General features: G+C 46.1%; 7 protein-coding genes. 6 read left to right on the top strand and 1 reads right to left on the bottom strand.

The window, feature by feature from the left end; all coding sequences use genetic code 11:
- Positions 1 to 271: 271 nt before the first annotated feature.
- Positions 272 to 1891 carry a hypothetical protein gene (locus tag BN93_RS12125; protein WP_019188588.1) on the top strand — a complete coding sequence of 540 codons (1620 nt, stop codon included), beginning with the start codon at positions 272 to 274 and terminating at the stop codon, positions 1889 to 1891.
- 223 nt (positions 1892 to 2114) lie between these two features.
- Here BN93_RS12125 and BN93_RS12120 read toward each other — a convergent pair whose 3' ends face one another.
- The gene (locus BN93_RS12120) at positions 2115 to 2666 is read right to left on the bottom strand and encodes a hypothetical protein (protein WP_019188587.1); all 552 of its coding nucleotides are present in this window, start codon (positions 2664 to 2666) and stop codon (positions 2115 to 2117) included.
- 448 nt (positions 2667 to 3114) lie between these two features.
- Between BN93_RS12120 and BN93_RS12115 the strand changes: the two genes are divergently transcribed.
- The 5 genes from BN93_RS12115 to BN93_RS18070 all read left to right on the top strand — a co-directional run.
- Positions 3115 to 6144, top strand: coding sequence for a SusC/RagA family TonB-linked outer membrane protein (locus tag BN93_RS12115; RefSeq protein WP_044260679.1), 3030 nt, complete (start codon positions 3115 to 3117; stop codon positions 6142 to 6144).
- Between the two features lie 15 nt (positions 6145 to 6159).
- Positions 6160 to 7914: a RagB/SusD family nutrient uptake outer membrane protein gene (locus tag BN93_RS12110; RefSeq protein ID WP_019188585.1), complete on the top strand. Its 1755-nt coding sequence runs from the start codon at positions 6160 to 6162 to the stop codon at positions 7912 to 7914.
- 1333 nt (positions 7915 to 9247) lie between these two features.
- Positions 9248 to 9514, top strand: a complete 267-nt coding sequence (locus BN93_RS12105; protein ID WP_019188584.1) for a hypothetical protein — start codon at positions 9248 to 9250, stop codon at positions 9512 to 9514.
- A 522-nt stretch (positions 9515 to 10036) separates the two neighbouring features.
- The gene (locus BN93_RS12100; RefSeq protein ID WP_084768803.1) at positions 10037 to 10462 is read left to right on the top strand and encodes a T9SS type A sorting domain-containing protein; all 426 of its coding nucleotides are present in this window, start codon (positions 10037 to 10039) and stop codon (positions 10460 to 10462) included.
- A gap of 16 nt (positions 10463 to 10478) precedes the next feature.
- Positions 10479 to 14087, top strand: a 3609-nt coding sequence (locus tag BN93_RS18070) for a SpvB/TcaC N-terminal domain-containing protein (protein ID WP_198007521.1), incomplete at its 3' end; no start/stop codon positions are given.

Below are 14087 nucleotides of genomic sequence, written 5' to 3'. Positions count from 1 at the left end.
CGGTTCGCGTGGTGGTTCGTTCGGCGGTGGAGGTTCGTCGAGGGGCGGCGGTTCGTTTGGTGGCGGCAGCTCTGGCGGCGGTTCATCCTCAGGGGGAGTAACCTTCGGCGGCAGACGGTAAGTCCGTTTGCAGATAACATGCAGTGAAAGAGAACAGAACGTTTTTGTTAAGCCAAATGAACAATGTCGAACTTGTTCGAACATCGTCATGGCGAGAAAACACGCTTTTAGAGAAACGATAAAAGAAGTATTTATGAACACAAGATATTTAATGATATGCTCGGCCTTGCTAGCCCTGCCAGCAATGGCCCAAGAAACCTACGAGAACAGCCGCTTACTAGGCAACGACCTCAACGGAACAGCTCGATATGTAGGCATGGGTGGTGCAATGGAGGCATTAGGAGCCGACCTCTCTACCATCCGAACCAACCCCGCCGGCATCGGTTTGTACCGTAAATCGGGCGTAAACCTCTCGTTCGGTTTCATATCCCAAGGCGATGCCAACGCTCGCCTAGGGCATTCCGCCACAAAAATGAGTTTCGACCAGGTAGGGTTCTACCGTTCAATGCGCATGGGCGAACGTTCGTTCGTTAACTTCGCCTTCAATTTCAGCAAGGGAACCAACTTCAATTACTTCCTTAGTGCAGCCGGCAAGCTAAGCGATGCCTCATTGGGCAAACAGGCTTACCTTAAAGGCTTGCGCGGTTCGTTGTACAATGGAGGCTACAATATAAGGCAAGACCCAAAGCATAATGATGTGTATATCGGCTATGCAGAAAGTAATCCCAAAAACTTCGACGTATCTCGAAACTATGGCCAGCTAGACTATCTGTATTGGAACTCACGTTTAATACCCGCTAAACCAGGGGACGCTATGTACGATGCTGCCAACGGCTACGACTTTAATCGCTCGCAACATGGTTATATCGGCAACTACGACTTCAACATCAGCGGCAATGTCAACGAACGCGTGTACCTAGGACTTACACTTGGCCTGCGCACCGTTAATTATAAGGGCTATTCCGAATATGTTGAAAGCCTCGTAAACAAGTCTGATAAATATATAGGAACAGCAACCATAGCCGACGAACGAAAGGTTACAGGAACGGGGTTCGACCTTAGTGCAGGCGCAATCTTCCGTCCCATAGAAGGTTCGCCCTTCCGTATTGGTGTTTCCATTAACTCGCCTACATGGTACGACTTGAAGACAGAGAACTACACCACCATACTAAACGAAGGAGAAAACCAAGGCAGATACAGCAATGGGCGCTCCACCGAGAGCTACAACTTTAAGCTTTTCACACCTTGGACCTTCGGAGCTAGCTTAGGCCACACCGTTGGTAACTTCTTAGCATTGGGTGCATCGGTTAGCTATGCCGACTATGCAACGATGGATAACCGCTATATTGATGGTGAATACCAAGACTATTATGGCTATACGCACGAAACATCGGCCAGCGATAAGGTGATGAACAACCATGCCAAGCGCACGCTTAACGGCGTTGCTACGTTGAAGTTGGGTATGGAATATAAGGTGCTGCCACAGGTTGCTGTGCGTGCTGGCTACAACTACGTATCGCCCGCCTACAAAAAAGATGCCTTTAAAGATGGCACACTCAACTCGGAAGGTTCGTATTACAGCTCGGCTGCCGACTACACCAACTGGAAGAGTACCAACCGCATGACTCTCGGCGTGGGTTTCATCGGCAAACAATGGTCGGCCGACCTAGCTTATCAATACAGCACAACCGATGGAGAGTTCTATCCCTTCACCAACGGATTGACAACAGTAGACCCAACTACCAAGAAGCCCCTAACAAACGAAGCATCTGCCGTATCTGTTAGCAACAAACGCCACCAGATGTTGTTCACCGTGGGATATAGGTTTTAAGTCTAAGCTACTGGCTAGTTAATTGGCTTGCAAACACACAAATAGCAAACCAAGGCTTAACAACAAGGCTATAAGAAAATAAATAAAATGCCACATGTTTTCGAGCATGTGGCATTTTCAATTGCTTAAAATAAAGAGGTGTGCCCCTTAGAAACCCAGAGAAAGCAACCTTAGGCTACGCCTTTACGACGCCTTTCCCAATCAAGTAGACGTTATTTCTTTATCAAAAATTATATCCAACACCTACATACGGATAGAATACAGCCGCACGATTAACACCTTTATTTCTTAGCCCTGATTCATCATACGATTTCAAAGCTACGCCAGGACTAACCCCAACACGCACCATAATTCCCCTCTCCGATTGATAGCGATAGCCCAGATCTATAAAACCAAAAGAACCAGACGTATCATATTCAACTTCTCTTCCTGCTTTGTCGTGATACATACAGCTGTAAAGTCCATAGCTTATCCCAATGCCAATTTCTCCATGATGCCTACCATTGCCTATAAGATAATTTACTGCTATGGGGAAACTCCACCCGCGAGTTCTCTCTGGAGCAGACTCAAAGAAATCCTGTGAACGAGAATAGGTGTAAGCAATTCCTATTCTTCCTCCCCACCGAGTGTAATCACTGAAACGCGAATCATAATGAATCCCTAACGAGGTAGATGCTCCAAATAATTCTATAAAAAAGCTTTGTTCGCGCTCTGCAAATGCAGCATTACTTACAATTAACATTGCCAGGGTAGCTAAAAACTTATTCCATCCCATAAACTTTAAGTAATATATTAATGCAAATATACGCAGAAAGAAGTAATATTACCAATGTTCTTATCACCAATCTACTAAATAGCATTAGGAAAAAACAAAGCTAAGACCATTGCATAATTACGCAAACCACAATTAACAAAAGGGAGTAACCCTATTTTTCTGTCACTGGGTAAACCTAACTTGTTTAGTAGTACATGGCTTACGGCATATTCATCACCACCCAACCTCTACCCACATTCATTCTGTCGCCTTAACGGTTCTGCTTTTAAGTTACCCTGTTCGCAACGAAACAAGAAAGCACACACCCCTTTGTGTTAAATAAAACAAAACTAGTGTAGATTAAAAAAAATGCTATAAATTTGCACCCATCTAACATTCTACGGCACACAAAGCCATACTCTTAACACTACTACAAAATACTCTTAACAATAACAAAACCTTTAAAAGCGTGAAGACAATGAGAAAAACGAACCTTGGGAGGATGCTGTTACTAGCATTGCCTCTGTTGTGCTGCCCATTTGCCACACACAGAGCATACGCCAACAACACAGCAACTGTGCAGACAGAAACCTCCACAATCAAAGGAAAAGTAATTGATTCGCAAACGGGCGAGCCACTAACAGGAGCCTACATCACGGTTAACGGCACGAAAAAAGTAGCTGTAACAAACCTAGATGGCGAGTTTACCATTGATGCCAAGCCAGGCGATCAACTTGTAGTTACATCGCTGGGCTACGAGAAAATGCAAGTGCGAGCCACCAACAACCTTACCGTGAGCATGACCTCTACGGCCACCATGCTAAACGAAACGGTAGTGGTGGGCTACAACACCCAAAAGCGAAACAGCCTTACCGGCTCTATGCAGAGCATCGGCAGTAAGGAACTAACCAACGTAACCACCGCCAACGTAACCAACATGCTTACAGGAAAGGTGCCTGGACTGAATGTTATGCCTGGTTCGGGCAAGCCTGGTTCATTCGGTGCCATCATCGTTCGCGGTAAATCTACCATCAACGGCAGCACTGCTCCGTTATGGGTTATCGACGGTGTTATCGTAGGCAAAGACCCTGGAGACATCAACCCCAACGACATCGAGACGCTTACCGTACTGAAAGATGCCGCCTCAACAGCCATATATGGCTCGCAAGGAGCCAACGGCGTCATCGTTGTTACCACCAAAGGAGCCCAAGCCGGCAAAACAAGCATCAGCTTTTCGGCCAAGGCGGGCATATCCACCCTAAACAACGGAAACGTGAAGATGATGAACGGAGCCGAGTTGTACGACTATTACAAATCATTCAGCAACGCGGCTGAACTTAGTTTCGCACGTTGGAACGAGAAACTCCGCGAAAGCAACTTCGATTGGTGGAAACTAGCCACACACACCGGTAACATACAAAACTACGATCTCACCATCAACAGCGGCGGCGAAAAGCTCAGTGCCGTGTTCACAGGTGGCGTGTATAAGGAAAACGGAGCCGTACGCGGATACGACTACACACGTTACAACACGATGGTGAAACTGAACTTCCGTCCTTATTCTTGGATTGCCATTCGCCCTGCAATAAATGGCAGCAAGGGAGCAATCGACGACCGTCAACGCTCTGTCAACGCCATGTACTCCATGTTGCCTTGGGATAGCCCTTACGATGCCAACGGCAAAATCATAGGCAACTACTCTTCGTCGTGGGTGAACAGCAACTCGACAAACTATCTATACGAACTGCAATACAACTGGAGCAAATACGACTCTTACTCCTTTAATGGCAATTTCGACTTCGACCTGTACCTCACCGACTGGCTCACATTCTCGTCGGTCAACAGCTATCGTTGGGCCTCGCACCTCGACAAAAGCTACGTAGACCCACGCACTTCGGGCGCAAAGGATGAAGGGCGCGTAAGCGAAAGCACAAGCACGAACACCCGCCGCTATACCAACCAACTGCTTAAAGCCACTCGCAACTTCGGCAAATACCACGGTTTCTTAATGCTAGGCTACGAATTTAACGATGGCGAATATCGTTTCCACAGCGGCGACGGCCAAGGATTGGTGCCTGGTTACGCCCAATTAGACGTCACCTCCACCCCCAAATCGGTTAAGGGCAACAAGTACGAGTGGGCCGTTCAGTCGTTCTTCGCCAACCTCAACACCGACTATGCCGACAAATACCTGCTGCAGCTGTCGCTCAGAACCGATGGCGCAAGCAACTTTGGCGCGGATGCAGCCTACGGAACGTTCTTCTCTGTGAGCGGCGGATGGGTTGCCACGGCCGAAGAATGGTTCAAAGTGCCACACGTAGACTATTTAAAGGTACGCGCATCGTATGGCTCTGTGGGTAGCCGTCCTAACAGCCTCTATCCCCAATACGGACTATACAGCCTGCGTGCAAGCTACAACGGAGTGCCAGGGGCAGTGATTTCGCAGTTAGCAAACAAAAAACTAACATGGGAAAAGAGCTACACCACAGGCTTGGGACTAGACCTGAACATGTTCCATCGCTTGCGCATGACCTTCGACTTCTACCACAAGCGCACCAGCAACCTGCTCTTCACCGTACCCATTTCGGGCGTTATGGGCGTTACTAGCATCTGGCAGAACATTGGCGAACTAACCAACACGGGGTTCGAAACAACGCTTTCGGCCGACATCATCAAGAACAAAGACCTTACTTGGACCTTCGACGCCAACCTATCTACCAATTCTAACAAGATAAAGAAACTGTATAGCGGCAGAGACCAAATAATAGAAGACGACGGCATTGCAGGCTCCACCAACACGTTGCTGCGCCCCGGACTGAGTGCCGACACCTATTACCTACGCGAATGGGCAGGTGTCGACCCAGAAACAGGTGCACCACAATGGTTCACTACCGATGCCAACGGCAACCGCATTGTTACAAAAAACTATGCCGAGGCCGACCAAGTGGCGCTCGACAAGCGTCCTACGCCCAGTGTTTTCGGCAGTTTCTCTACAACACTTACTTACAAAGGTTTCGACCTCAACGCCGTGTTCGGCTACTCCTTAGGCGCATACATCTATAACTACTCGCGCCAAGAGTACGACTCGGACGGTGCCTATACCGACCGAAACCAATTCCGCTTGCAAAAGGGATGGAACAGATGGCAAAGAAAAGGCGACATAGCCACACACCCACGGGCAAGCTATAACAATCCGACCAACTCCAACAAAGCCTCTACACGCTATCTGGAAAGTGCCGATTTCTTAAAGCTACGCTCCATAACCTTGGGCTACAACTTCTACCTTAAAAGCCAAATCGTAAAGGCTTTGCGCGTTTACGTCAGCGGCGAAAACCTGTTCTGCATCACAGACTACTCGGGCGTAGACCCCGAATTGCCCGCTGCCGACAATGGCAGAGACGCCTCTGGCGAACGCTCCACCGCACTCGCCATCTCTACGGGCGCAGGTGTTTATCCTTCTGTACGCAAGTTTATGCTCGGCGTTAACGTAACATTCTAAAAAATATACAGCCCTATGAAAAAGATATATATACTGCTATTGGCAGCTATCGCATTGGTTTCGTGCAGCGTAGAGCGCCGTCCCGAATACATGATGGACGAAGAAACGATAAACAAGAACATAGAAGAGAGTTTCCCTTACCTGCTTAACGGCTGCTACGGATACCTCAAAACGTGGTCAGACCCCATGTATCGTTGTGGCGAGTATGCTGGCGACAACATGATGATTCGCGGAACCTCTACCGATGCCTTCTACGAGTTTATCTCATATTCGCGCACACCCAACAACTACCGACTGCAAAACTTCTGGGACTATAGCTATAAGGTGATTGCCCAAGCATCGAACATCATCAAGGCAATACCCGAGGGAAAGAATGCCGTTACCGACACGCAGTTGGGCGAATGCTATTATCTGCGCGGCATGATTTACTTCTATCTCTGTCGCGCCTATGGCAGACCATACGCTCAAAGCCCCGAAACCAACTTGGGACTGCCCATCGTAAACGGTACGCCTGCCGACCCAGCCAACGCCATTCTGCCCAAACGCTCTACCGTAAAAGAAACCTACGAGCAGGCCATTAACGACTTGGAGAAGGCTGCAACGTTGATGACACAAGAGTTACACGAAGGCGAGAAGTGTATCTTCGCCTCGAAAGAGGCTGCTTGGGCCATGCTTAGCAGAATTTACCTCTATATGAGCGGCACTTACGAAACGCCCAACACCACTTACGCACAGAAGAGTGTTGAATATGCAACAAAGGTTATCGACTCTGGCAAGTTTAAGTTGCTAAGTCGCGACGACTATGGAAAGAGCAACACGCTAGAACCAGAAAACAACACCGAAAACATATTCGTGGTGAAGCGGGTAGACTCTGAATTCCCCGACGACCTTTACTATTACACCATCGGAGGCATGTACTCTAACATCGGTGGCATGGGTTGGGGTGAGATGTATGCCTCTGCCAAGTATCTCGATTTGCTCAACGAAACAGGACAGAACGATTGGTTCAACAAGAAATACACCGACATTCGTGCCCAGTTTATCGAGCCGCAATATGTTAAGAACGATACAACTAAGTTCACGCCAATGTTCCGTTTCATCAAAAACGTGTACGATGCAAGTGGCACTCAGGTAAACTTCAACTATGTGCAGCTGCCTTATTTGCGCCAACCTGATGGAAAATTGGTATGCGATTCGTCTGGGATGAAGAGGAAAAATCTCATCCCCCTGACACCCATAGACGCCACGCAACGCCTCTACTCCATCAATTACGACGGGCAAACCTATCGTGGCGTGCTCGACTATGAAATGAAACTCAATCGCGTTTACCCCATGTTCTATGTGGTTAAGTGTTCTCGGCAGGGTGGTAAAGAAAACCAATTGTACTCACCCATCGTGTCGCGCCTTGACGAAATGTATCTCAATCGTGCAGAGGCGAACGTTAAGTTGGGCAACATCGCCAAGGCAATGGCCGATGTTAACACCATTCGCGAACGTGCCATCGTTGGCGGAAGCTACACGGCCGCCCAATTTAACGCTACCACGGCCAAAGCCTTAGTAGACAAGGAACGACAGTTGGAACTGGCTTTCCAAGCCGAACGCAGCTACGATGTGTTCCGCAACGGCGATGCCCTTACACGCCGTTTCCCTGGGCCGCATCAACCCATGCAAAATGTTTCTGCCACCGACTACCGAGTAATTTACTTCATTCCACAGTCGGCCATCAACGCTTATAACGGCGTATTGGAACAAAACCCAAAATCTAACTAAAATATACGTAGAACACAACAAGGCAAACAAAAAACGTATGCGGGCCATACAAACTCCCTGCAATGGCATAATGCCAGTAACGGGGAGGGTGTATGGCCCGCTTGTTTTCTTAACGCAAAGCAGGTAACTAGGATTTCTCTGTACCACTTCGGGGTGAAAAGGAGAAAGGGTGAAAAGGTGAAAAGGTGAAAAGGTGAAAAAATGGATTCACCTCTCAATATTCTAACTCGTCCTCCCATCAATTCGCCCCGTCAACTCGTCCTCTCATCTACTTGTTCTCTCATCAACTTGTTCTCCCGTCAACTCATTCCCCCGTCAACTTGTTCTCCCGTCAACTCGTCCTCTCATCAACTCATCCTCTCGTTAACTCATCCTCTCGTTAACTCATCCTCTCTTCAACTCATCCTCTCTTCAACTCGTTCCCTTGTCAACTTCTATTCTCGTCCTCTCGTCAATTAGATTTTGTCTTCTTTTCAGCAAGAATTTTAACATTATGAGTGCCCTCGTTATCCACCAAACGCCCACCCGACCGCAAAAAATCGATTCTCGCGAAGGTTGGTTCTGATACAAAAAGGGGTTAGTGATAAATGCAATCAAAATGAATACACATTGCATAAAACCGCACTTGGCATCAGATTTTGGGCTATTTGTTGCTAAACATAGTGCATTTTGGTGCTAAATGGAGTGTGTTTTGGTGCTAAACGCAAGGCATTTTGGTGCTAAATGGAGTGCGTTTTGGTGCTAAATGCAAGGTATTTTGGTGCTAAACGCAGTGCAAAATGCTGCTAAATGCAAGACGATAAGCATAAATATACGCTGAAATGGTATATACAAAACCGTTTCTAACCACTAAAACATGGCTCAAAAGGGGCAAAATATCCATTAAAAAGTGGAGTTTTAGGGGCTAAAAGCAGGTAATTGGGGATTGAAAAACTACGAGTTGGCAACCAACTAGAAAGGCTAAATGGTGCAAAATGCAGGTCTTTTTCTTAAAAACGAACATGTTGGATGGAGTAAAAGGCTAGAAATAGTGGCGATTTACCTACTTTATGGCCTATATTTTCGCTAGAACGGAGTAAAATTTGGAGCGATATTGTAAAATAAATTATAATGATTTAAGATTTTGAGATGATGTTTTTTCAGTTTGCGAGTTTGTGAGCTGATGCCTTCGGGAGTTGTTGGGCTTTCGTGAGTTTATAAGCCAATGGGTTGACTTGTGCTGCACTCCTCTCAAATTATAGAAACATTAAAAGTCAAGACGACTTCTACAAGTATATACAAATAAGCCAGCCTTTATTTTTTTATTTCAACAAAAGATGTAAAGGACGTTTATATGTATATTACTATGACGGAGAGTATCGTTCGCAAGATAATCGTTACAGAACTTTCTCAAGTCTTCTTGGAAGGAATGCGCCAAAAGTTTTTAGAAGACTTATGCGTAAACAACCGAAGTTATCTATTGTATTGTCCTGAATTGGAGGGCATGAACACCATTTTATATGTAACCAACAATGACGTGTACGTTTACAGAATTGCTGAAATGCAGAAACATAAATTAAGGCACTATATGAAGAATAGAACGGCTATTGTGGATTCCTGATGTCCAATTACAATATGCCCATAGGCAAAACGGCACTAACGCTAAAAGCATGTCCCACACTTTCGGCCATGCGCCGTTCTTTTCTCATTTCTCTAAAAGTGCATTTTCTCGCCACGAAAACGTTCATCTTTCATGTTTTTGCATAAATACATCCATTTTGACATGAGAACATAAGAAACATAAAGAAGTTCTTTTTCTTTTTCCTCATTTTGTGCCACAGGAAAGATGCTTTCAACTTGTAAAGAATGTATTGAAAGAACTCCCGCCAGGTTACCTTTTTACTTAAGGCATGGCCATGTTTTGCCACAGACGAATGGGCAGAATTTTAGATTTCATCATATCTTTGTCCAGTACAATCTATTTATTGCGCATCCCTGTTTCTTGGTATTTTTTATTGTTCTGCATTAATCTCTATATTTTTTTGCTTAAAATGTTTGAATGGAACAAGAATAATCGCTATATTTGCATTTGTAATATTAACCAGCTTACTCAAACAATTTATCAACACTAAACATTTTTTGTATGCCGAGACTTATACTGATTACCGCATTTGCTTTGTCGGCCGTTTCTATGCGGGCGCAACAGGTTTCTTATGCATACGATGCCAACGGCAACCGTACCAACCGCACTGTGGTGCTGCAAACGCATGCAGCAAAAAGCATGGTGCAACAAAAAGACACTGCCTTTCTCTATGAACATTTGGCACAACAACAGTTGCGCATCTATCCCAATCCCGTTAAGGAGGAACTTACCATCGCGCTAGACGCTTATTCAACGGAACATCAAGGCGAGTTTTCGCTTTATGGACCGAATGGCGCGCTGCTCGTTAGGCGTGGCATTGCAGGCACCGTTACCAAGGTGAACATGGCGAGTTATGCCAAGGGCGTGTATGTGCTGCACATCCGATTAGACGGCAAAAACACCTCGTGGAAAGTGATTAAGGAATAACTTAAAAACTAGCATTATGAAAACGAATTTACATAAAATACTTTTAACGGGGTTGTTTGGGATGTTGTTCTCTGCTGGAGCAAGCGCAGAAACAAGAACAAACAAGATAATGGACAAACAGTCTGTGATTGACTCCATCGTAAAACCCGAGAAGCACTTGGTGATTGAACGTGAAGTGACGCCCAAAGGCGATACTATTTACCGTTACAAGTACCAAGCAGTGGACTTAGGCCCGATTGAAGACAAGGCTCCTACCATATTATATAAGGAAGAGCCGAAACGTGCATTACGAAGCGCGATGCCAGCCTTGCAATCCGTTGCAGAGAAAGGCAACCATTATGTGGGTAAGATTCCATTTACCGAGGGTGTTACGCCGACGGGCGGAAAGACCTACGCCATACCCATTCTTACCGCACCCTGCAAGGGACAAGCGCCGCAAGTGGCCATTGCCTACAACAGCCAAGGGGGTAACGGGACGGCTGGTTATGGATGGAACGTTACTGGGGCTTCGGCCATCAATGTTGTGGGGAAAACAATACATTATGACGGGCAAACGGCAGCCGTAGACTTGTCGAAACCTGCTGAGTGCGCGTTTGCGCTCGACGGGGTGAGGTTGGTGCGCAATACTGGTACGCTGACGCAATACGATTACGAAACTTCGCAAGGCTTCATCTTGGTGAAGAAGCACCTTGCGAACGGGGAAATAGCCTATTTCACCGTGGCCTATCCTAATGGGAACACGGCCACCTTCGGATTTAAGAACAACACCAAAACGCAACCCGCTTATCCGATAACCGAGATGGTGGACAGAAACGGGTATAAGATAAACTTCGAATACACCGTGTCGGGTAACTGTCATTTCCTCTCTCGCATTGCCTATGGCGGGAGAAGCGAGGCGGAGCATACGGCCGAAATGCTGTTCAACTACGAGACGCGCAAAGATTTCGCCACCGTTTACCTTAGCGGTGTGGCACTTGCTGCCGACAAGTTGCTCAAAAGTGTCGTGTCGCGCAACAAGGTGGGCAACACCTTTGAGGAACTTTGCACCTATCGGCTGTCGCACGAACTGAAAGACGTTAGCCAGCTTGTGCAAATAGGATGCTCATCTGGAGGAGTGGAGATGGCACCGCTGAAGTTTGGGTATGCATATCGGAATACAATTGATTCAGGAACGCTGCAATGTGAGGCCAAACTTGTTTTATCAAAATACTTTAAGAATACCTATAATGACAACCCTTTATACATCCGAGGTAAATTTGTAAAAGACCATTATAGTGACGGATTGGTTACCATGCCGAATAAATACAGCCCTTACACTGTTCTTAGTCAAATCAAGATAGCAGGTGCGAACATTGCCATACTCTGTGGGAGTGGATACCCCGCAGACCAAGATATATTGATAGCACCAGGACTGTCTTTCCACAATACAATGAGAAAGATAAAAACAGAGTCTGGTTTTCAAACCATACAGGCGGCAGATGTGGATGGTGACGGTGTAGACGAGATTGTGAAAGTAAACTTTGGAGACAACTCAAAGGACAACACACAACTTAGAATATCAACATATACATGCAATGACTTAGGAATGAAGCCAACCGTTTTTAACATTGCATTAAACGGTGTGTTTAGACTTTCTGAAATATTTTATAGCCCCATGTCTCGCGAATATTTCTTTGGCGATTTTCTGGGTACGGGCAAAGCCCAACTATTGGCCATCTCACATGACAAAACACTTATGGGGCATGATGTTACATCTTGGTTTTCGCTGATAGATATAAATGGGAAGGCAAAGATTAGCGAAACAACGCTTTTCTCTTTCGGCCCCCGTTCAACCGTATTTCCCTTAGACGTGAATGGCGACGGAAGGATGGAACTTTGCCACTATGTTGATGCAGGATGGGACGTGTACACCTATTCAACTGCACAAAATCGCTTTACAAAACTTTATGAACTAAGAGGGAAGAACGCACCTCCTGAATATTCTAACGTTTTTGGCGACATCAATGGTGATGGGAAGATGGACATTCTCAACCCTCCTGTATGGTCTTATCACTCATATTCAGATAGGGATCTACCTGTTTGGGCACCACCTTTTTGTCCTAAATGTGGGAAACCCGACCCTATTCTAGATTATCGTTTTACAGATTGCGACCACTGCTCTGAGGATTTAGAAAAATATTACAACGATTCTCCCTATCAAGCACGTTGCATTAAATGCAATTCGAAGTTAGGAAGCACAGATTGGTCTGTCCCTCCCCTCTCTTGTCGCACTCATGGCGATATCGTCACCGTCAGAATATATAATGGATACGTAGACAACGGCAACAAATGGAAGGTTTACTTGTCTACTGGCAAAAGTTTTGAGCCTATTGAAATGCCCATAATCAACAGTGAACAGTCAGACCATTACCTTCTGGCGGATGTAAACCAAGATGGTCTTGCCGACTTAGTTTGTGCAAGGGATTCAACCATCCTGCTCTACATAAACCATAATGGTAAGATAAGCAGTATAGCAGAAAGCTCCCTATCGGTTGCGCATAAGCTGTCTTTACTCCCTTTAAATGTATGTAATCCAAACGGAATGAGCCACTTGGTTTCCATAGAAAAAGGCGAAGTGTCTTGTTACCGCTTTACGTACAACTGCGTTAAGTTCAATCTGCTGACAGATTTTACTGACAGCTATGGCCTGAAACATACAAATGGGTATAGAAACATTATTGAGGACAATGCTATTTATCAGCCTTCGAGAATTAAACGCACTTATCCTTATTGCAATTTGAATGCACCATTATTTTTACTTTCGGTTAACAATGTGTATGATGGTAATGAGCCTATACGAGGAAACGCCTATCTCTATGAAGGGGCGGTGATTCATCGTACTGGTTTAGGTTTTGTCGGTTTTGAAACAACGAACGTAGAAGATGTGGTGAAACACGTCTTTACTCGTGAGCGTCACGATGTTGAACGCTTGGGAATTACCACACGTACAGAAACACGCGACAGAGATGTGGATTTGTATTATGCAAATACCGACTTCACTGCTGCCAAGACCTGCAACCCCGTGTTGACGCGTTCTGTTGAGACCAACAAACTCACAGGTGTGAAAAAAGAAACGCAATTGTTTTACGATGCGTTTAACAACCCGACACGACAACGCATATCCTTTGGGAATGGAAATATTTATACTGAATCTGTACAGACCTATCGTAACGTCACTACGTCTGATCGTTATCTCGTCGGGTTGCCATTGGCAAAAGCTACGACATCAGGGCGTGACGGCAACACTTGGACAACGCGCGAGGAATACGCCTATAACGCCCAGTGGATGCCCGAGCGGCAAGTAACTTACACCAACGGTAACAAGACAGGTGAAACGCGCTGGACGTATGATGCCCACGGAAACGTGACCAGCGAGAAGTCGGCACCGTATAACGTTACCGAACTGTTAGGTAATACCTATACCTACGATGCCATAGGGCGTAACCTCTTGACAAAAACAAATGCCTTGGGGCAGACTACAACCTATGCCGAATACGACAAGTGGGGGCAGGCACACCGCATAACCGACCATAAGGGCAGGACAACCACCATTGTTACAGATGCGTGGGGCAAACCCGTCTCCACC

This window comes from Prevotella conceptionensis 9403948 (assembly GCF_000312305.1).
GTDB classification, from domain to species: domain Bacteria; phylum Bacteroidota; class Bacteroidia; order Bacteroidales; family Bacteroidaceae; genus Prevotella; species Prevotella conceptionensis.
This window is presented reverse-complemented; position numbering and strand designations above follow the sequence as displayed.

Bases quoted from the DNA above. Each gene is read 5' to 3' on its own strand.
- BN93_RS12125 (WP_019188588.1), top strand. From the start codon at position 272: ATGATATGCTCGGCCTTGCTAGCCCTGCCAGCAATGGCCCAAGAAACC.
- BN93_RS12120 (WP_019188587.1), bottom strand. From the start codon at position 2,666: ATGGGATGGAATAAGTTTTTAGCTACCCTGGCAATGTTAATTGTAAGT.
- BN93_RS12110 (WP_019188585.1), top strand. From the start codon at position 6,160: ATGAAAAAGATATATATACTGCTATTGGCAGCTATCGCATTGGTTTCG.
- BN93_RS12105 (WP_019188584.1), top strand. From the start codon at position 9,248: ATGTATATTACTATGACGGAGAGTATCGTTCGCAAGATAATCGTTACA.
- BN93_RS12100 (WP_084768803.1), top strand. From the start codon at position 10,037: ATGCCGAGACTTATACTGATTACCGCATTTGCTTTGTCGGCCGTTTCT.